15 protein-coding genes are annotated in these 19,210 nt (G+C 72.3%); 12 read left to right on the forward strand and 3 right to left on the reverse strand.

Annotated features, from left to right (window positions below):
* The first annotated feature begins 3 nt into the window (after nt 1-3).
* From gltB to AC5WAM_RS30840, 5 genes are all read left to right on the forward strand, one after another.
* Entirely contained in the window at nt 4-4,515 is a 4,512-nt protein-coding gene (gene gltB / locus AC5WAM_RS30820) for a glutamate synthase large subunit (RefSeq protein WP_495523678.1), read from the forward strand.
* Entirely contained in the window at nt 4,508-5,968 is a 1,461-nt protein-coding gene (locus AC5WAM_RS30825; protein ID WP_366790724.1) for a glutamate synthase subunit beta, read from the forward strand. Before gltB ends, AC5WAM_RS30825 begins: the two co-directional genes overlap by 8 nt.
* 675 nt (nt 5,969-6,643) lie before the next feature.
* Nucleotides 6,644-7,945 (forward strand): sugar ABC transporter substrate-binding protein, encoded by a 1,302-nt coding sequence (locus AC5WAM_RS30830; RefSeq protein ID WP_366790723.1) that lies wholly within the window; start codon nt 6,644-6,646, stop codon nt 7,943-7,945.
* Nucleotides 7,946-7,964: 19 nt separating this feature from the next.
* The gene (locus AC5WAM_RS30835) at nt 7,965-8,957 is read left to right on the forward strand and encodes a carbohydrate ABC transporter permease (RefSeq protein WP_366790722.1); all 993 of its coding nucleotides are present in this window, start codon (nt 7,965-7,967) and stop codon (nt 8,955-8,957) included.
* Nucleotides 8,954-9,787 (forward strand): carbohydrate ABC transporter permease, encoded by an 834-nt coding sequence (locus AC5WAM_RS30840; protein WP_366790721.1) that lies wholly within the window; start codon nt 8,954-8,956, stop codon nt 9,785-9,787. The genes AC5WAM_RS30835 and AC5WAM_RS30840 overlap by 4 nt, the downstream gene beginning before the upstream one ends.
* Nucleotides 9,788-9,900: 113 nt before the next feature.
* Here AC5WAM_RS30840 and AC5WAM_RS30845 read toward each other — a convergent pair whose 3' ends face one another.
* Nucleotides 9,901-10,782 (reverse strand): chitosanase, encoded by an 882-nt coding sequence (locus AC5WAM_RS30845; protein ID WP_495519536.1) that lies wholly within the window; start codon nt 10,780-10,782, stop codon nt 9,901-9,903.
* 124 nt (nt 10,783-10,906) lie between these two features.
* On the opposite strand from AC5WAM_RS30845, the gene AC5WAM_RS30850 reads away from it, so the two are divergent.
* From AC5WAM_RS30850 to AC5WAM_RS30865, 4 genes are all read left to right on the forward strand, one after another.
* Complete coding sequence (locus AC5WAM_RS30850; RefSeq protein ID WP_495519537.1) at nt 10,907-11,125, forward strand: hypothetical protein; 219 nt, start codon at nt 10,907-10,909, stop codon at nt 11,123-11,125.
* A gap of 14 nt (nt 11,126-11,139) precedes the next feature.
* Nucleotides 11,140-12,240, forward strand: a complete 1,101-nt coding sequence (locus AC5WAM_RS30855) for a hypothetical protein (RefSeq protein WP_495519538.1) — start codon at nt 11,140-11,142, stop codon at nt 12,238-12,240.
* 63 nt (nt 12,241-12,303) lie between these two features.
* Nucleotides 12,304-13,188: a 4,5:9,10-diseco-3-hydroxy-5,9,17-trioxoandrosta-1(10),2-diene-4-oate hydrolase gene (gene hsaD, locus AC5WAM_RS30860; protein WP_495519539.1), complete on the forward strand. Its 885-nt coding sequence runs from the start codon at nt 12,304-12,306 to the stop codon at nt 13,186-13,188.
* A complete protein-coding gene (locus AC5WAM_RS30865) occupies nt 13,185-13,946 on the forward strand; it encodes a VWA domain-containing protein (protein ID WP_495519540.1) in 762 nt (253 codons plus the stop codon). The genes hsaD and AC5WAM_RS30865 overlap by 4 nt, the downstream gene beginning before the upstream one ends.
* A gap of 25 nt (nt 13,947-13,971) precedes the next feature.
* Here the strand turns inward: AC5WAM_RS30865 and AC5WAM_RS30870 are convergent, their stop codons facing one another.
* Entirely contained in the window at nt 13,972-14,895 is a 924-nt protein-coding gene (locus AC5WAM_RS30870; RefSeq protein WP_495519541.1) for a tyrosine-protein phosphatase, read from the reverse strand.
* Nucleotides 14,896-15,163: 268 nt separating this feature from the next.
* A complete protein-coding gene (locus tag AC5WAM_RS30875) occupies nt 15,164-16,060 on the reverse strand; it encodes a hypothetical protein (RefSeq protein WP_366790715.1) in 897 nt (298 codons plus the stop codon).
* 267 nt (nt 16,061-16,327) lie between these two features.
* On the opposite strand from AC5WAM_RS30875, the gene AC5WAM_RS30880 reads away from it, so the two are divergent.
* The 3 genes from AC5WAM_RS30880 to AC5WAM_RS30890 all read left to right on the forward strand — a co-directional run bounded on the left by AC5WAM_RS30880 (nt 16,328) and on the right by AC5WAM_RS30890 (nt 19,146).
* On the forward strand, nt 16,328-17,128 hold the full coding sequence (locus AC5WAM_RS30880; RefSeq protein WP_366790714.1) for a S1 family peptidase: 801 nt from the start codon (nt 16,328-16,330) through the stop codon (nt 17,126-17,128).
* 193 nt (nt 17,129-17,321) lie between these two features.
* Nucleotides 17,322-17,969: a response regulator gene (locus AC5WAM_RS30885; RefSeq protein WP_495519542.1), complete on the forward strand. Its 648-nt coding sequence runs from the start codon at nt 17,322-17,324 to the stop codon at nt 17,967-17,969.
* Between the two features lie 7 nt (nt 17,970-17,976).
* Nucleotides 17,977-19,146, forward strand: coding sequence for a sensor histidine kinase (locus AC5WAM_RS30890; RefSeq protein ID WP_366790712.1), 1,170 nt, complete (start codon nt 17,977-17,979; stop codon nt 19,144-19,146).
* Nucleotides 19,147-19,210 lie beyond the last annotated feature (64 nt).

Genomic DNA, 19,210 nt, shown 5'->3' on the forward strand with positions numbered 1-19,210 from the left:
GGCATGTACGACCCCCGGAACGAACACGACGCCTGTGGTGTCGGCTTCGTGGCCACCCTCACCGGTGAGGCGAGCCACGAGCTCGTCGAGCAGGCGCTGACCGTCCTGCGCAACCTGGAGCACCGCGGCGCCACCGGCTCCGAACCGGACTCCGGGGACGGCGCGGGCATCCTGCTCCAGGTCCCGGACGCGTTCCTGCGCGAGGCCGTGGGGTTCGAGCTGCCCGCCGCGGGCGCCTACGCCGTCGGCATCGCCTTCCTGCCCCCGCACGGCACGGACGAAGCCGTCTCACACATCGAGACACTGGCCGCCGACGAGGGCCTGACCGTCCTCGGCTGGCGCGAGGTGCCGGTCGCCCCGACGCTGCTCGGCGCCACCGCCCGCGCCACCATGCCGGTCTTCCGCCAGCTGTTCGTCACCGCCGGTGACAGCACCGGGCTCGCCCTGGACCGCAAGGCCTTCGTGCTGCGCAAGCGGGCCGAGCGCGAGGCCGCCACCTACTTCCCGTCGCTCTCCGCGCGCACGATCGTCTACAAGGGCATGCTGACCACCGGCCAGCTGGAGCCCTTCTTCCCGGACCTGTCCGACCGCCGCTTCGCCACCGCGGTCGCCCTCGTCCACTCGCGCTTCTCCACGAACACCTTCCCGAGCTGGCCGCTCGCGCACCCCTACCGCTTCGTCGCCCACAACGGCGAGATCAACACCGTGCGGGGCAACCGCAACTGGATGCGGGCCCGGGAGTCGCAGCTGGTCAGCGACCTGTTCGGCACCCAGGAGCAGCTGGAGCGGACCTTCCCGGTGTGTACGCCGGACGCCTCCGACTCCGCGTCCTTCGACGAGGTCCTCGAACTGCTCCACCTCGGCGGCCGCTCCCTGCCGCACAGCGTGCTCATGATGATCCCGGAGGCGTGGGAGAACCACACCTCCATGGACCCCGCCCTGCGTGCCTTCTACCAGTACCACTCCACGATGATGGAGCCCTGGGACGGCCCCGCCTGCGTCACCTTCACCGACGGCACCCAGGTCGGCGCGGTCCTCGACCGCAACGGCCTGCGCCCCGGACGCTACTGGGTCACCGACGACGGCCTCGTCGTCCTCGGCTCCGAGGTCGGCGTCCTCGACATCGACCCGGCCAAGGTCGTCCGCAAGGGCCGCCTCCAGCCCGGCCGGATGTTCCTCGTGGACACCGCCGAGCACCGCATCGTCGAGGACGACGAGATCAAGGCCCGGCTCGCCGCCGAGCAGCCGTACGCGGAGTGGCTGGAAGCAGGCACCATCGAGCTCGGCGACCTGCCCGAGCGCGAGCACATCGTGCACACGCACGCCTCCGTCACCCGCCGCCAGCAGACCTTCGGCTACACCGAGGAAGAGCTGCGCGTGCTGCTCGCCCCGATGGCCAAGGCCGGCGCCGAGCCGATCGGCTCGATGGGCACGGACACGCCGATCGCGGCCCTCTCCGAGCGCCCCCGGCTGATCTTCGACTACTTCACGCAGCTGTTCGCCCAGGTCACCAACCCGCCCCTGGACGCCATCCGCGAGGAGCTCGTCACCTCGCTGCACTCCTCGCTCGGCCCGCAGGGCAACCTCCTGGAGCCGACCGCCGCCTCCTGCCGCTCCGTCACGCTGCCCTTCCCGGTCATCGACAACGACGAGCTGGCCAAGCTCATCCACATCAACGCCGACGGCGACATGCCCGGCATGAAGGCCGCGACCCTCTCCGGCCTGTACCGGGTGCACGGCGGCGGCGACGCCCTCGCCGCCCGCATCGAGGAGATCTGCGCCGAGGCCGACGCCGCCATCGAGGCCGGGGCCCGCCTGATCGTGCTCTCCGACCGGCACTCCGACGCCGAGCACGCGCCGATCCCCTCCCTGCTGCTCACCGCGGCCGTCCACCACCACCTGATCCGCACCAAGCAGCGCACCCAGGTGGGCCTGCTCGTCGAGGCGGGCGACGTGCGCGAGGTCCACCACGTCGCGCTGCTCATCGGCTTCGGCGCCGCGGCCGTCAACCCGTACCTGGCGATGGAGTCCGTCGAGGACCTGGTCCGCGCGGGCACCTTCCTGCCCGGCATGGAGGCCGAGCAGGCCATCCGCAACCTCATCCACGCCCTCGGCAAGGGCGTCCTGAAGGTCATGTCCAAGATGGGCATCTCCACCGTCGCCTCCTACCGCGGCGCACAGGTCTTCGAGGCCGTCGGCCTGGAGGAGTCCTTCGTGGAGAAGTACTTCAACGGCACCACCTCCAAGATCGGCGGCGTCGGCATCGACGTCGTCGCCCAGGAGGTCGCCGCCCGCCACGCCAAGGCCTACCCGGCCTCCGGGATCGCGCCCGCGCACCGGGCCCTGGACATCGGCGGCGAGTACCAGTGGCGCCGCGAGGGCGAGCCGCACCTGTTCGACCCCGAGACGGTCTTCCGCCTCCAGCACTCCACCCGCAACCGCCGCTACGACGTCTTCAAGCAGTACACGGACCGCGTGAACGAGCAGTCCGAGCGCCTGATGACGCTGCGCGGCCTGTTCGCCCTCAAGAGCGACCGGCAGCCGGTGCCCGTCGAGGAGGTCGAGCCCGCCTCCGAGATCGTCAAGCGCTTCTCCACCGGCGCCATGTCGTACGGCTCCATCTCCCGCGAGGCGCACGAGACGCTCGCCATCGCCATGAACCAGCTCGGCGCCAAGTCCAACACCGGCGAGGGCGGCGAGGACCCGGAGCGCCTCTACGACCCGGCGCGCCGCTCCAGCATCAAGCAGGTCGCCTCCGGCCGCTTCGGCGTCACCTCCGAGTACCTGGTCAACGCCGACGACATCCAGATCAAGATGGCCCAGGGCGCCAAGCCCGGCGAGGGCGGCCAGCTGCCGGGACACAAGGTCTACCCGTGGGTGGCGAAGACCCGGCACTCCACGCCGGGCGTGGGCCTCATCTCCCCGCCGCCGCACCACGACATCTACTCCATCGAGGATCTCGCCCAGCTGATCCACGACCTCAAGAACGCCAACCCGGCGGCGCGCATCCACGTCAAGCTGGTCTCCGAGGTCGGCGTCGGCACCGTCGCCGCGGGCGTCTCCAAGGCGCACGCGGACGTCGTCCTCATCTCCGGCCACGACGGCGGCACCGGCGCGTCCCCGCTGACCTCCCTGAAGCACGCGGGCGGCCCCTGGGAGCTCGGCCTCGCCGAGACCCAGCAGACGCTGCTGCTCAACGGCCTGCGCGACCGCATCGTCGTGCAGACCGACGGCCAGCTGAAGACCGGCCGCGACGTCGTCATCGCCGCGCTGCTCGGCGCCGAGGAGTTCGGCTTCGCCACCGCGCCGCTCGTGGTGTCCGGCTGCGTCATGATGCGCGTCTGCCACCTGGACACCTGCCCGGTCGGCATCGCCACGCAGAACCCCGCGCTGCGCGACCGCTTCAGCGGCAAGGCCGAGTACGTCGTGAACTTCTTCGAGTTCATCGCCGAGGAGGTCCGCGAGCTCCTCGCCGAGCTCGGCTTCCGCTCCATCGAGGAGGCCGTCGGCCACGCCGAGCTCCTCGACACGACCCGGGCCGTGGACCACTGGAAGGCCCAGGGCCTCGACCTGGCGCCGCTGTTCCACGTCCCGGACCTGGCCGAGGGCGCGGTGCGCCACCAGGTCGTCGCGCAGGACCACGGCCTGGAGAAGGCGCTCGACAACGAGCTGATCAGGCTCTCCGCCGACGCGCTCGCCGCGCACACCCAGGAGGACGCCCAGCCCGTCCGCGCCCAGGTCGCCATCCGCAACATCAACCGCACCGTCGGCACCATGCTCGGCCACGAGGTGACGAAGAAGTTCGGCGGCGCGGGCCTGCCCGACGACACCATCGACATCACCTTCACCGGGTCGGCGGGCCAGTCCTTCGGCGCCTTCCTGCCGCGCGGCGTCACGCTGCGCCTGGAGGGCGACGCCAACGACTACGTGGGCAAGGGCCTCTCCGGCGGCCGCGTGATCGTCCGCCCGGACCGGGGCGCCGACCACCTCGCCGAGTACTCCACCATCGCGGGCAACACCATCGCCTACGGCGCGACCGGCGGCGAGCTGTTCCTGCGCGGCCGCACCGGCGAACGCTTCTGCGTGCGCAACTCCGGCGCCACGGTGGTCTCCGAGGGCGTGGGCGACCACGGCTGCGAGTACATGACCGGCGGCCACGCCGTGATCCTCGGCGAGACCGGCCGCAACTTCGCGGCCGGCATGTCGGGCGGCATCGCGTACGTGATCGACCTCGACCGCGCCCACGTCAACGCGGGGAACCTCGCGGCCGTCGAGCCCCTGGACGACACCGACAAGCAGTGGCTGCACGACGTCGTGCGCCGCCACCAGGAGGAGACCGGCTCCACGGTCGCCGAGAAGCTGCTGGCCCAGTGGGACGTGGCCGTGACCCGCTTCAGCAGGATCATCCCCAGCACGTACAAGGCAGTGCTCGCCGCCAAGGACGCCGCCGAGCGAGCCGGACTCTCCGAGTCCGAGATCACCGAGAAGATGATGGAGGCGGCGACCAATGGCTGATCCCAAGGGCTTTTTGAACCACGGCCGCGAGGTCGCCAAGACCCGCCCGGTCGGCGAGCGCGTGCAGGACTGGAACGAGGTCTACGTTCCCGGATCGCTCCTGCCGATCATCTCCAAGCAGGCCTCGCGCTGCATGGACTGCGGCATCCCCTTCTGCCACAACGGCTGTCCGCTGGGGAACCTGATCCCCGAGTGGAACGACTACGCTTACCGCGAGGACTGGTCCGCGGCCTCCGAGCGGCTGCACGCCACGAACAACTTCCCGGAGTTCACCGGGCGGCTCTGCCCGGCCCCCTGCGAGTCGGCGTGCGTCCTCGGCATCAACCAGCCCGCCGTCACCATCAAGAACGTCGAGGTCTCGATCATCGACAAGGCGTGGGAGACGGGCGACGTGGCGCCGCAGGCGCCGGAGCGGCTGAGCGGCAAGACGGTCGCCGTCATCGGCTCGGGCCCGGCCGGTCTCGCCGCCGCCCAGCAGCTCACCCGGGCGGGCCACACCGTCGCCGTCTACGAGCGCGCGGACCGCATCGGCGGCCTCCTGCGCTACGGCATCCCCGAGTTCAAGATGGAGAAGCGGCACATCAACCGGCGCATCGAGCAGATGCGCGCGGAGGGCACGAAGTTCCGCACCGGCGTGGAGGTCGGCCGCGACATCGACGCGGCGAAGCTGCGCAAGCGGTACGACGCCGTGGTCATCGCGGCGGGCGCCACGACGGCCCGCGACCTGCCGGTGCCCGGCCGCGAGCTCAAGGGCGTGTACCAGGCCATGGAGTACCTGCCCCTGGCCAACAAGGTCCAGGAGGGCGACTACGTCACCACGCCCGTCTCCGCCGAGGGCAAGCACGTCGTCGTCATCGGCGGCGGCGACACCGGCGCGGACTGCGTGGGCACCGCGCACCGCCAGGGCGCGGCGTCCGTGACCCAGCTGGAGATCATGCCCCGGCCCGGCGAGGAGCGGTCCCCGGGGCAGCCCTGGCCGACCTTCCCCATGCTGTACAAGGTGACCTCCGCCCACGAGGAGGGCGGCGAGCGCGTCTACTCCGTCTCCACGACCCACTTCGAGGGCGACGAGGACGGGAACGTGCAGTGGCTGCACCTGGTCGAGGTCGCCTTCGTGGACGGCAAGCTCACGCAGAAGCCGGGCACGGAGCGGCGCATTCCGGCGCAGCTCGTCACCCTCGCGATGGGCTTCACCGGTACGGACCGGGAGAACGGTCTGGTGGACCAGTTCGGCGTCGACCTGGACGAGCGTGGCAATATTGCCCGTGACGGTGACTTCCACACCAGCGTGCCGGGCGTCTTCGTCGCCGGTGACGCGGGCCGTGGCCAGTCCCTGATCGTCTGGGCGATCGCCGAGGGGCGCTCGGCCGCGCGGGGGGTGGACCGCTTCCTCACCGGTGCGAGTGACCTTCCGGCCCCGATCCGTCCCACGGACCGGTCCCTGACGGTCTGACCCGCGGACCGCCTCCCCGGCGGTCCGCCCCTTGAATGTCCCGTACAACGGCGTACGGAACTGAGCGCGGCGCCTGCCATGTCCCCGACCGGACCTATGGCAGGCGCCGCGCGCCCTTCCCGCCCTTCCCCGGGCCGGTTCTCCCTCCGGCGGGGCCCTGGGCGTCCTCGGCTTGGCCTGCCCTCCCAGCACCTGCCCGCGGCCCTCGCTCACCGAGCCCACGGTGGGTAACCCCGTCGCCCCGTCCGGCACGGCCTCGCCGCGGCGCCCCGGCCCGCACGGCACCGGCGTAGCGGATGGACGGGGGGGACACAAGGCCCCGGCGCGGCGGCGGGCGCCAGCCCGGCGGGGTGAAGGTGGCGCGTCACGGCGCGGCGGCCCCCGAGGCCCGCAGCCAGAGCCCCGCCGCCCGAGGCCAGAGGCCCGGTGGGGCCGTGGGGCGGGGCGGGTCCGGAGGGGCCCGGTGTCGCCCGGCGGGCGATAGATGTGGGGCAAACGGGTGGGACCGCGGAGCCGTTCCGCCGCACGGCCCCACCGTAGGACACCGTCGAAGCACAGCGATAGCGCACCGCGCAACGGTGATTACGGTTCGGCCGCTTCCCCGAAAGGGTCTAGACCGCCAACACCCAGCGTGAGCACAATCGCTCCCACTACAAGAACCTGAAGGGGGCCGGCATGAAGCGACGTGTCATCGCGGCGGGTTGTATCGCCCTGACGCTCGGTCTGACCGCAACCGCGTGCGGCGATGACGGCGACGGGGGCAAGGGCGACAAGGCCGACGGCAAGGGCAAGACCCTCACCGTCTGGATCATGGAGGGGACCAACCCCGACCCCCGGCCCTTCTTCAAGGAGGTCGGCGCGGCCTTCGAGAAGAAGACCGGCGCCAAGATCAAGGTCGAGTACCAGCAGTGGGGCACCGCCCAGAAGAAGTTCACGACGGCCATCGAGGGCGGCGAGGACCAGGTCCCGGACGTCGCCGAGGTCGGCACGACGTGGGTGCCGCAGTTCGCCGAGACCGGCGCGCTCGTCGACGTCACCGACGACCTGAAGAAGTCGGGCCTGTCGAACGACCTGGTGGAGGGCCTGAAGGACGCGGGCACCCTGGACGGCAAGCAGTACGGCATGCCGTGGTACGCGGGTGTGCGGTCCATCGTGTACCGCAAGGACGTCTTCGAGAAGCACAAGCTGAAGCCGCCGACGACCTGGAAGGAGCTCCAGGAGACGGCGAAGACGCTCAAGGAGAAGGAGCCGGACAAGATCGCCTTCCCGGTGGCGGGCGGCGCGGAGATGTTCGCGACGGCCTTCGTCTGGGGCGCGGGCGGTGAACTCGCCACCCAGCAGGGCGACAAGTGGAAGTCCGCGATCAACTCGCCCGAGGCCGTGAAGGGCCTCACGTACTACACGGACCTGGCGAGGAAGGACAAGGTCTCCCCGGCCAAGGTCAACACCTGGACGGAGAAGGAGGTCGGCGACGCCTGGAACAAGGGCGAGATCTCCATGTCGGTCGGCGGCAACTGGACCCCCAAGGCCATCATCGAGGCGAACCCGAAGCTCAAGGGCAAGCTCGGCGCCGTGCCGATCCCCGGCCAGAACGGCGGCATGAGCAAGTCCTTCCTCGGTGGTTCGTACCTGTCCGCGTTCAACACGGACAAGAAGGAACTCGCCTGGGAGCTGGTCAAGTTGATGACCACCGGTGAGTTCGCCGCCAAGTGGGCCAAGCAGACCAACTACTTCCCCGGCCAGAACTCCGAGCTGAAGAAGATCGAGGCCCAGAAGGACCCGCTGGTCGAGCCGTTCGCGAAGCAGATGATCGAGGCCGGCGCCACCGTTCCGAAGACGAAGGCGTACGGAGAGATCCAGGCCTCGCAGGTCATCACCGGCATGGTCCAGTCGATCCTCACGGGCAAGTCGTCCGTCCAGGAGGCCGCGGACAAGGCGGCGAAGGACATGGACGACATCTTCGCCAAGGACAAGTAAGCGAAAGACGAGTCACGCCGTGAAAGACACGCTCGTCAGCGACGGGCCGGAGGTCACGCCTTCGGTCCGCCCGCACACCGACGACGGTGGCGCCGAAGCCGCGCGCCGCCGCAAGAAACTGGTTACTCTCACCCGGCCCTGGCTGCTGCTCACGCCCTCGCTGATCGTGCTCGTGGGGCTGCTCCTGTGGCCCCTGATCCAGGTCGGCAAGCTGTCGCTGCAGGACTACAAGGTCAAGTTCGGCGGTGGCGAGGGCACGTACATCGGGTTCGACCACTACAAGGACCTGCTGACCGGCGACCTGCTGTGGAAGACGGTCCTGCCGAACACGGTGTTCTTCGCGTTCGCCTGCGTCGGTCTGACCGTCGCGCTCGGGACGCTCGTGGCCCTGCTGCTCAACCGGCTCGGCCCGACGTGGAAGCTGATCTGCTCGGTGTCCATCCTGGCCGCGTGGGCGATGCCCGCGGTCACCGGAACGTATGTGTGGATCTGGCTGTTCCAGCCGCAGGACGGCATGGTCAGCCAGGTCGCGGACTCGCTCGGCCTGATCGACGCGGAGACCACCAACTGGTTCACCGAGCGGCTGCCGTTCTACGGGATCGCGACGATCAACGTCGTGCACCACGGCTTCCCGTTCGTCGCCATCACCGTGCTCGCGGGGCTGCTCACCATCCCGAAGGAGCTGTACGAGGCGGGCGAGATCGACGGCGCCAACGCCTGGCAGCGGTTCTGGAAGATCACCGTGCCGAGCATCAGGCCGGTCTTCCTGGTGGTGACCATCCTGTCCACCATCTGGGACTTCAAGGTCTTCACCCAGGTCTTCCTGATGCCGGGAGGCAGCGGCTCCAATCCGGACGTCTACAACCTCGGCGTCTACTCGTACATCGAGGCATTCGCCAAGAACGACTACGGCACGGGCGCCGCGGCCGCGGTCCTGCTGACGGTGCTGCTGCTCGTGATCACCGTCATCTACATCCGTACGCTGTTCCGGCAGGGGGAGGAGGAACTGTGAGTGTCCGCCGTACCACGCTCGCCTCACGCATCGGCCTGCCGGTCGCGGTGATCGCGCTCCTCGTCTTCACGCTGTTCCCCGTCTACTGGATGGTCTCCACGGCGCTGGACCCGAAGGCGATCACGCGCGGCTCGGACCTGCTGCCGAGCGGTCTGACGTTCGAGCACTTCGACTTCGTCTTCGACCGGGGCAACTTCGGCCAGTACCTGCTGAACTCGGCGATCGTCGGCGTCGCCACGATCACCGCGGCGGCCGCGCTCTCGCTGTTCGCGGCGATCGCGGTGGCCCGCTTCAAGTTCAAGTTCCGCACCTCCGTGCTGATCATGGTCCTGATCGTGCAGATGGTGCCGCTGGAGGCCCTCGTCATCCCGCTGTTCCTCCAGATGCGGGACTTCGAGATGCTCAACTCGCTGCTCGGCCTCTCGGTCGTGTACATCGCGCTGTCGCTGCCGTTCGCGATCTGGACCCTGCGCGGCTTCGTCGCGGCGGTGCCCAAGGAGGTCGAGGAGGCGGCGTACATCGACGGCGCGTCCTGGTTCCGCATGTTCTGGTCCGTGCTGCTTCCGCTGGTGGGTCCCGGCCTGGTGGCCACCTCGATCTTCGCCTTCATCACGGCGTGGAACGAGTTCGTGTTCGCGTACACCTTCATGAAGGGCAGCGACAAGTACACGGCGGCCGTGGGCATCTTCCAGTTCTTCGGTGAGAACACCACCTCCTGGGGGCCCGTCATGGCCAGCTCCACGCTGGTCACGCTGCCGGTGATGATCTTCTTCGTGATCGTGCACCGCCGCCTCGGGTCCGGCCTCGCGGCCGGGGCGGTCAAGGGCTGACCGGTTCTGTACGCCCGTCCCGGGCCCGGATTCCTCGTGGAGTCCGGGCCCATGGCGTGCCGTCGTTCGTCTGCGGGTTTGCTGTGGCTGATCGCGCAGTTCCCCGCGCCCCTTCAGGGTGCTCCCGTTCGGTACGTCTCCCCGTAGACCTGCCACGTCAGGGGTGGCCGTAGGTCCAAGTTCCCCTCGCGCAGGAAGCGGCGCTGGGCTGTGTCTATGCGGGTGGTGTCGTGGTGGGATTTCTCGGTCTTCATCAGGGTGCGGCGTACGTCGAGGAAGGTGTCGAGGTACGTCCTCTCCGGGCCGCCGTCCGTGGGGGTGTCCGCCTTCTTGCGCGCGGCCTCCCGCAGGCCGTGGAACGACTCCGGCCCCGTGCCGGGACCGTGCATCACCATCGCGTCGTAGTACACGAACTGCCCGAGCGTGCCGAGCCCGTCGAGCTTGGCGAGGCGGACCGCCGGGTCGAAGTACAGGCGGTCGCGCACCTCGTCCTGGGCCCGCCGGAAGGCGGCCTGCCGCGCCTCCCGCGCCCACGCCCGGGTGAAGGGCCGCCCCAGGCCCGCGTGCGAGTCGCTGCCGTCGACCGCGCGCAGGGCGGGCAGGAAACGGGCCAGGCCGTTGTCCGGGCGGGCCTTCGTGTAGCCCTCGACGAGCTCCAGGAGGTCGTGGGTGCCGGTGCAGAAGCCGATGATGCCCGCGGTGTAGCCGCGGCCGTCGCCTATGTCCTCGATGTAGCCGTACTGGCCGCGCCAGTCGAGCGTGGAGTTCTCCGCGCTCGCGACGAGCTTCATCGCGAGCTCCTTCTTCGCGGGCGCCGCGAGCCCCGGCGGCAGCTTCGCGAGCCGCTCGTCGTCCGTGCGCCGGTCGGCCGGGGAACCGTCCTCGTCGTACGGCCGCGCCGCGGCGGGCCGGTCCTTCCCCGCGTCCTCGGAGCACGCGACCGCGGTGAGGGCGAGGGGGACGACCGCGAGAAGAAGCAGACCAGCGCGTTTCATTCGGCCAAGCGTACGGGCGCGGACGCCGGCTGCCGACGGCCCGTCCCCGCTATTGACTATTATTCAATTCCGCTCCACGCTCGGGACGCGAACCCGCAGCAGCCGCGCGTCGTGGGAGGTCCCCGTGAGCACCCGAGCAGTGGAGCAGCTGAAGACGGAGCTGGGGGCCGAACCCCCGGAAGGCATCGGGCGGCTGGCGCCCGAACACATCGAGCGGCTCGCCACCGCACTGCGCCGCGAGCGCGAACGCCGGGCCTCCGGGCTCGGCGAGGCGGCCGAGGAGGCCCTGAAGCTGGTGCCCGCCCTGGCCCGCGGTCCGGTCCGCCGGATCCTCTTCCGCTAGGGAGCGCGGACACCATGGACAAGCTGCGCGCCAGGGCCGAGACCCTGAAGACCGCCCGCCTCCTCGACACCGACCCCGCCGACCTCGCCTTCCTGGGGGAGCTGCCCGCCGACGACGTGCGCCGCTTCCGCGCCGACTGCGTGGCCGCGCTCTTCGACCGGTCGCCGGAGATGCTCGACCGCATCGCCTCCGCGACCAAGCTGGTGCCCGCCGGGGTCGCCGCCGCCATCTCGCAGAAGGCGCTCGGGCCCCGGCTCGCCGCAGCCGTCGCCGGGCGCCTGGAACCGGCCCGCGCCGCCGACATCATCGACAAGCTCCCCGTCGCCTTCACGGCCGAGTCCTGCGGGCACCTCGACCCGCGGCGCATCAGCGGCATCGTCGACCGGCTCGACGAGGGCCTCGTCGTCCGCATCGCCCTCGAACTCGCCGGGCGCGAGGACCACCTCACCATGGGGCGGTTCGTCGGCCATCTGCGGGACTCCGCGCTGAGCCGCATCCTGCCGCAGGTCGGCGACGCGGCCGTGCTGCGCACCGGCTTCCTCGTCGACGACCCCGAACGCCTGGGCCGGATCGTCGCGTTGATGGGGGAGGAGCGGCTCGCGGCCGTCATCGCCACCGCCGCGCGGGACGGCCTGTGGCCCGAGGCGCTCGCCGTCGCCGGGGCGGTCACCGGCGAGCAGCGCGGGCGGATCGCCTCACTCGCGGCGGCCCAGCCCGCCGAGCACCTCGACGCGCTCGTCACGACCGTGGCCGCGCAGGGGCTGTGGGAGTCGCTGCTCCCGCTGGTCGCGCTGCTGTCCGACGAGGAGCGCCGCACCGTCGCGGTCCTGCCCGCGCTCCGGGAGCCGGGCGTCCTCGAAGGCGTCGTGCCCGCCGTGGTGGCCACCGGCCTGTGGGCGGAGTTCCTGCCCCTCGTGGAGGTCCTGCCCGAGCCCTCGCGGCGGGTCGTCGCGGAGCGGGCCGGGGCCCTCGGCGACGAGGACCTCGACGGGCTCGCCCGGGAGGTCGACAAGCGCGACCTGTGGGACCTCGTGCTGCCCCTCGTCGAGCTGATGTCCGACGAGGCGAAGACCAGGATCTTCGCCCTGCCGTCCTTCCGCGACGCCACGGCCTAGCCCCCCGGCCCCCGCCACCCGTCCCGGTGCGGGGCGGGTGGGCGGGTGGGGCAGGATGGGGGCGTGACGAGCGAGACGAGCGGGGCGGACCTCACGCGTGAGGGCACCTCGCGCGCGGCCGGGGCCACGGGCCTGCGGCTGCGCTACCACGAAGCAGGCCCCCAGGACCCCGCCGCCCCCGTCCTGGTGATGCTGCACGGCGGCGGCCCCGGCGCCTCCGCCTGGTCGGCCTTCGGGCACCTGCTGCCCGGCTTCGCCCGCCACTTCCGTACGCTCCTGGTCGACCAGCCCGGCTTCGGAGCGTCCGACAAGCCCGAGCCGGACCGGGACTTCTTCTCCTTCAGCGCCGCCGCCGTCGCCGCGCTCCTCGACGAACTGGGCATCGCCCGCGCCCACTTCGCGGGCGCCTCGCTGGGCGGCGGCGCCTGTGTGCGCCTGGCCCTCGACCACTCGGACAAGGTCGACAGGCTGCTGCTCATGGCGCCCGGCGGCCTCTCCCTGAACGTCTTCTCCGCCGACCCGCCCGAAGGCGTACGACGGCTCATCGAGTTCGGCGCGGCGCCCGCGCCGACGCGCGAGGACATGCGGGCGTTCCTGACGACCCTCGTGCACGACCCGTCGTCCGTCACCGACGCCCTCGTCGACGAGCGGTACGCCGCCGCCCTGGACCCGGAGGCCCGGCGCGGCGCCCGGCACGTCGGCGCCGCGTTCGCCCGGTGGCCCGAGGGCGCGCTGCTGTGGCGCGAGGCGCACCGCGTCACCCGGCCGACGCTCCTGACCTGGGGGCGCGAGGACCGCGTGAATCCGCTCGACGGCGCGTTCGTCGCCCTGAAGGCCATGCCCGACGCGCGGCTGCACGTCTTCCCGCGCTGCGGCCATCTGGCCTTCGCCGAGCGGGCCGAGGAGTTCCTGCGCCTGGCCGTCGACTTCCTGAAGGGCCCGGCATGACCGCGGCGATCAGCCTGCGCAAGGTCGAGGAGGCAGCCCCCGCCCTCGTCAGCCTCTACAAGACGGCGGGCTCCTCCGTGCGCGCGCACGGCCTGGAGGGCGAGCGGGCCGCGGTCTATCTGGTGGTCGACCACTCCGGCTCCATGCGGCCGTACTACAAGGACGGCAGCGTCCAGGCGCTCGCCGACCGCGTCCTCGGCCTGTCCGCGCACCTGGACGACGACGGCGTCGTGCCCACCGTGTTCTTCTCCACGGACGTGGACGCCGTCGCCGAGGTCGAACTGGCCCGTCACCACGGCCGGATCGAGGAGATCGCCCGCGGCCTCGGCCACATGGGCAAGACCAACTACCACCTGGCCATGGACGCCGTCATCGAGCACTACCTGGACGTGGTGGAGCACGCGCGGAGCACGGGCGGCGGCCCGCCCGCGCCCGCGCTCGTCGTCTTCCAGACCGACGGCGGGCCCCTCGACAAGGCCGCCGCCGAGCGGTACTTGTGCAAGGCCGCGAAGCTGCCGATGTTCTGGACGTTCATCGGGTTCGGCGACCCCGGCAGCAGGCAGTTCGACTATCTGCGGCGCCTGGACGACCTGGCCGTGCCCCACCGGCGGGCCGTCGACAACGCCGGGTTCTTCCACGCGGGCGAGAAGCCGCGCGCGGTGCCCGACGACGTCCTGTACGACGGCCTGGTGGGGGAGTTCCCGCGGTGGCTGAAGGCGGCGCGGGAGCTCGGGATCGTCGCCCCCCGCGCGTTCTGACCGCCTGCCGCGGGCCCGCGGCGGCTCAGCCGACCAGGCGTTCGCGCAGGCCGAGCAGGGTGCGCGGGTCCAGGCCGAGGCCCTTGGTCAGATAGCCGCCGAAGCCGCCGTAGCGCCGGGTCGCCTCGGTGAGCGCCGCGTCCAGGTAGTCCGTGCGGACCTCCTGGAGCGGGATGAGCAGCTCCGGCCTGAGCATGATGCCCGCCTGCTTGAGCGACGCGCGCACCCCGGCGTCGTACGCGGCCCGGAAGGCGTTGGACGCCAAGTAGTCGTCCGTGGCGGTCCGTTCGGGCACGCCGACCGCGCGCAGCAGGACGTACGTCAGCCAGCCGGTGCGGTCCTTGCCCGCCGTGCAGTGGTAGAGCAGCGGCGCGGAGCCCCCGGCCGCGAGGTCGCGCAGCGTCGCCGCGAAGTGCGCGCGGCCCGTGGCGTCCGTGACGAACGCGCGGTACACGTCCCGCATGAAGGCCTCGGCCCTGCCGCCGCCGAGCAGCTCCTCCTGCTTGACCGGATCGCGGGCGCCGAGCACGGTCATGAGCTGCCGGAAGAGGCCGTTGTCGGGCACCGGCCGCGCGGTGGCGGCGAGCCCGCCGGGCAGCCGGTCCGGGCCGTCGTGCCGGACCTCCTCCGCGACGCGGAAGTCCACCACCGCCCGCAGCCCGAGCCCGGTGAGCACGGCCACGTCCGCGTCGGTGAGCCGGGAGAGGGCGTCGGCGCGGTAGACGAGGCCGCGGCGGACCCGCCCGCCGTCGTAGGTGCGGTGGCCGCCCACGTCACGGACGTTGACGGCGCCCTCCAGCGGGATCTGGCGGGCGGCCGGGAGCTGCCCGGGCGCCGATGGCCGGGCCGCGTACGAGGAGCCGGCCGCGGGCGCCGCGGGCGCGGCGCCGAGGCCGAGTGCCACGACGACGGCCGTGGCCGCCGTGAGGGTGCGAGTGCTGCCGCGCATCGGTCCGCCTTCCGCCGCCGTGGTCGTCCGGTCGTGGCGGACGGTAGCGAGGGGGTCTTGAAGGGGGAAGGCGGACGCGCGCAGTTTCTGACGGGTGGTCAGGCGGCCCGGAACGGCTGACCGCGTCGCAGCCCCGCCTGGCCGGTGCTTCTCCCGCCCGCGCGCTGCGTCCCCCGGCCGCTGGGGCGAGTACGGGTGGGCGGGTGGGAGAAGCCCCCCCTCGCGGAGCGGCAGGCAGGCGGGCGGGGGAGGCCCCGGCGGCGCCGGGCTAGGTGTCGCAGTCCAGGATCGTGTGGCAGAGGGCGCAGCGGGCCCGCACCCGCCCCCGCGCCGGCAGGCGGATGCGCTGGTGGCACGTGGGGCAGGGGAAGGAGACCCGCAGCGGCCCCGCCGCGTCGGGCCGGGAGAAGGCGTACGACCCTCCGGTCCGGGGCCCCGAGCCGTGGTCGAGGGCGTAGCGCCGGTCCTTGGCGTAGCGGCGGCGCCCCGCCCAGCCCGCCCCGGTCAGCGGGGGCTGCTGCTCGTCGCGGCGGGCCTGCGCCAGGCCCCGCGTGTACGCGGTGTACGCCTGCGGGCTGGTGAACCACGTCTCGGGGGCCTCGCCGAACGCGAGGGCCCGCTTGGCGAGCACGTAGCCGAACTCCTCCGGCGTGAGGTACCCGAGCTTCTGCGAGGACGCGCCGTCCTCGCGGTAGGCGTCGAGGAGGAGCCAGCCCGCGCCCAGGTAGGTCGTCGCGGTGTCCGTGAGGATCTCGTTGGCGCGGGTGCCGGGGAAGGACAGGCCGAGGCGGTGCAGGTAGACGTGCATCACCTCGTGCGCGAGGGCCGCCCCGACGTCCCGGCGGTGGCGTCGGAAGCGGTCGTTCAGCTCGATGAAGTACTCCGGCCCCGCGGTCAGTTCGACAAACGCGGCGTGTTCCATCTCGCGGAACGACACGATCACGCGGGCGTCGGGGAGCCGCAGGTGCCGCACCAGCTCGCGGGCCACCCGCTGCGCGCCCAGATGCAGGTCGTCCTCGTCGCCGAAGGCCACGTCCGCGGGCACCACGCTGGTGTCGAAGGAGTGGACGGTGTCGTACGAGAGCCGCTTGTACAGCGCGGTGACGGCCGAGCGGACCGTCTCCAGATGGGGGTAGCCGTGCTCCACGGGCCGGTCGTTGGCCACGTCGTCCCCCCCTGGGCCGCGGCGGGATCCGCTGCCGGACCCCGCGTGGATCATCCCAACTCGTCCCTACTGTACGGGTGTTGTTCGCGGCCGTAACCAGCCCGAAAGTCAACGCCTGGCCGAAAACCGCCCCTTGTCGGCCGTGTGCGGGCCTCCTCATAATCCAACAACGCTTTGGCGGGCTCATGCCACGCAGTGCTCCGGCGCGTGCGGCGTGGGCCCGTCGCGATGCGCAACCCCCCACACCTCCCATGAAGGGACATCACGTTGAAGACCGACAAGCTTCGTGGAGTCAAGAGAGCCGCCGTCCTCGGGTCGATCGCCCTCGCCGGGTTCAGCCTGCAGCCCGTCGCCGCCCAGGCGGCCCCGCACCCCGGCCCCACCCCCGGCCAGCAGGTCGTCGGCGGCACGCGCGCCGCGCAGGGTGAGTTCCCGTTCATGGTCCGCCTGTCGATGGGCTGTGGCGGCTCCCTGCTGAAGCAGGACGTCGTCCTCACCGCCGCGCACTGTGTCGACGGCTCCGGCAACAACACCTCCATCACCGCCACCGGCGGCGTCGTGGACCTGCAGAGCTCCAGCGCCATCAAGGTCAAGTCCACCAAGGTCCTCCAGGCCCCCGGCTACAACGGCAGCGGCAAGGACTGGGCGCTCATCAAGCTCGCCAAGCCGATCAACCAGCCCACGCTGAAGATCGCCACGGACACCAAGTACAACAACGGCAACTTCACCATCGCGGGCTGGGGCGCCGCCCGCGAAGGCGGCGCGCAGCAGCGCTACCTGCTCAAGGCCACCGTGCCGTTCGTGAGCGACGCGGACTGCTCGCGCGCGTACAACGGCGAGATCATCCCCGGCGAGGAGATCTGCGCGGGCAAGCTCGGCGTCGGCGGCGTCGACACCTGCCAGGGCGACTCGGGCGGCCCCATGTTCCGCAAGGACGACGCGGGCCAGTACATCCAGGTCGGCATCGTCAGCTGGGGCACCGGCTGCGCCCGCCCGGCCTACCCCGGCGTCTACACCGAGGTGTCGACCTTCGCGGCCGACATAACCAAGTACGCCAACCAGCTCTGACGCACCGCCCCGCCGCCGCGATGCGGACGCGGTGAGCGACGCGTGCCGGAGCCGGGCCCCGGTGGGGGCCCGGCTCTCCGCGTGCCGCCACCGAGACAGCCGGGCCCCGCCCCCCGTACAGGAGTACGACCCCGGGCGCGTACATATGGGACACTCGTCGCGTACGAGACAGGCGACGGCGAGGCAGCGGCACATGGCGATCACGGTGGTCATCGCGGACGACCAGGAGATGGTCCGCACCGGCTTCCGCATGATCCTGGAGAGCCAGCCCGACATCGAGGTGCTCGCCGACGTCGTCGACGGCCAGGCCGCGCTCGACGCCGTCGAGGAGCACGACCCCGACGTCCTGCTCCTGGACATCCGCATGCCCCGCCTCGACGGCCTGGCGGCCACCCGCCGCCTCACCGCCCGCGGCAGCCGCCCCCGCATCGTCATCGTCACCACCTTCGACCTCGACGAATACGTCCACGCCGCACTGCACGGCGGCGCCTGCGGGTTCCTCCTGAAGAACGCGAGCCCCGCCATGCTCGTCGAGGCCGTCCGCGCCGCCGCCGTCGGCGACGCCCTCGTCTCACCCGCGATCACCGTGCGCCTGCTGCGGGAACTCGCCCCCCGCGAGGCGGCCCCCGGCCCCGCCGAACCCCTCACCCAGCGCGAGCGGGACGTCGTCCGCGCCCTGGCCCGCGGCCGCACCAACGCGGAGATCGCCGCCGAGCTGTACGTGTCCCTGTCCACGGTCAAGTCCCACCTCGCGAACGTCCAGGCCAAACTGGCCGCCCGCAACCGCGTGGAGATCGCCGCCTGGGCTTGGGAGAGCGGACTCGCCACCAAGGCCCCGTGAGCCCGCCGTGCGCCCCGCCCCGCGACCGCCCGCCCTCGACCGGCACCCCGCCCTGCGCCCCGCCGCCCGGCTGCTGCTCGCCGCCGCCCTCGTGCTCCTGGTCCTCGCCGAGAGCCTCACCCTCACCCGCAACCCCACCGAGCCGCGCGCCGCCCTGCTGACCGCGGGCACCGTCACCTGCCTGTGCGCCGTGCCGTGGCCCCGCCCTTCCCTCACCGCCCGCGCCTGGACCGCCGCCGGGGTCTCCTGGGCCGCCACCCTGTACGTCTTCGCCAGCGGACGGCCGCTCGCCGTCTGGGGCCTGGGCGAGGCCGTCGCCCTGCTCGTGCTGCTCACCGGCGTCCTGCTGCGGCTGCCCGCCCGGCGCGCCGCCGTGCTCGGACCGCTGCTCGCTCTCGCCTGCGCGGCGGCGCCCGTGCGCGACGCCGCGCCCGGCCGCTTCACGCTCCTGTTCTCCGCGCTCGCCGCCGTGGTGAGCGCCTTCTCGCTGCTGCTGCGCGGCACGGAGGCCCAGCGGGTGCGCGACACCGAGGCCGCGCGCGCCGCCGAACGCCTCGACCTCGCCCGGGAGCTCCACGACCTCGTCGCCCACCACGTCACCGGCATCGTCGTCCAGGCCCGCGCCGCGTCCTACACCGCGGGCGCCGCGGGCCACGCGCCCGCCACCGCCGACACCTTCACCCGCATCGCCGACGCGGGCGACGCGGCCCTCGGCGCGATGCGCCGCCTGGTGCGCGTCCTGCGCGAGGGCGAGGCGCGCACGGCGCCCCTGCCCGGGCTCGCCGAACTGCGCGCGCTCGCCCGGCCCGGTGCCGTCGCCGGGCCGCCCGTGACGGTTGAGGTGGAACACGGCCTGGAGGAACGCCTTCCGGCCGATCTCGCGGCCACCGCCCACCACATCGTGCGCGAAGCGCTCACCAACGTACGCAAACACGCCGCCGACGCCACCGCCGTCCGCGTCACCGTGCGCCTTGCCGAGGGCGGCCTCGAGGTCCGGGTCACTGATGACGGGGCCCCGGCGCCGTCGCCCGGCCCCGGCGACCGGGGTGGGTTCGGCCTCGTCGGCCTGGCGGAACGCGTGCGGGCCCTTGGCGGGCACCTTGCGGCGGGGCCGCGCCCGGGCGGGGGCTGGGAGGTTCGGGCCGTGCTGCCGTACGGCCAGGGGGATCCGGCCTGAGGCGCCGGTGCGCTTGCGCTGTGCTGAGCCGTTGTTCGGCTGCGGGCGCGTCGTGGCTTGTCGC

Source organism: Streptomyces sp. JLYT201 (genome assembly GCF_059448825.1).

Coding starts and splice junctions, on each gene's coding strand:
- AC5WAM_RS30870 (WP_495519541.1), bottom strand. CDS start 14,895: ATGCGCGGCAGCACTCGCACCCTCACGGCGGCCACGGCCGTCGTCGTG.
- AC5WAM_RS30825 (WP_366790724.1), top strand. CDS start 4,508: ATGGCTGATCCCAAGGGCTTTTTGAACCACGGCCGCGAGGTCGCCAAG.
- gltB (WP_495523678.1), top strand. CDS start 4: ATGTACGACCCCCGGAACGAACACGACGCCTGTGGTGTCGGCTTCGTG.
- AC5WAM_RS30830 (WP_366790723.1), top strand. CDS start 6,644: ATGAAGCGACGTGTCATCGCGGCGGGTTGTATCGCCCTGACGCTCGGT.
- AC5WAM_RS30855 (WP_495519538.1), top strand. CDS start 11,140: ATGGACAAGCTGCGCGCCAGGGCCGAGACCCTGAAGACCGCCCGCCTC.
- AC5WAM_RS30885 (WP_495519542.1), top strand. CDS start 17,322: ATGGCGATCACGGTGGTCATCGCGGACGACCAGGAGATGGTCCGCACC.
- AC5WAM_RS30865 (WP_495519540.1), top strand. CDS start 13,185: ATGACCGCGGCGATCAGCCTGCGCAAGGTCGAGGAGGCAGCCCCCGCC.
- AC5WAM_RS30845 (WP_495519536.1), bottom strand. CDS start 10,782: ATGAAACGCGCTGGTCTGCTTCTTCTCGCGGTCGTCCCCCTCGCCCTC.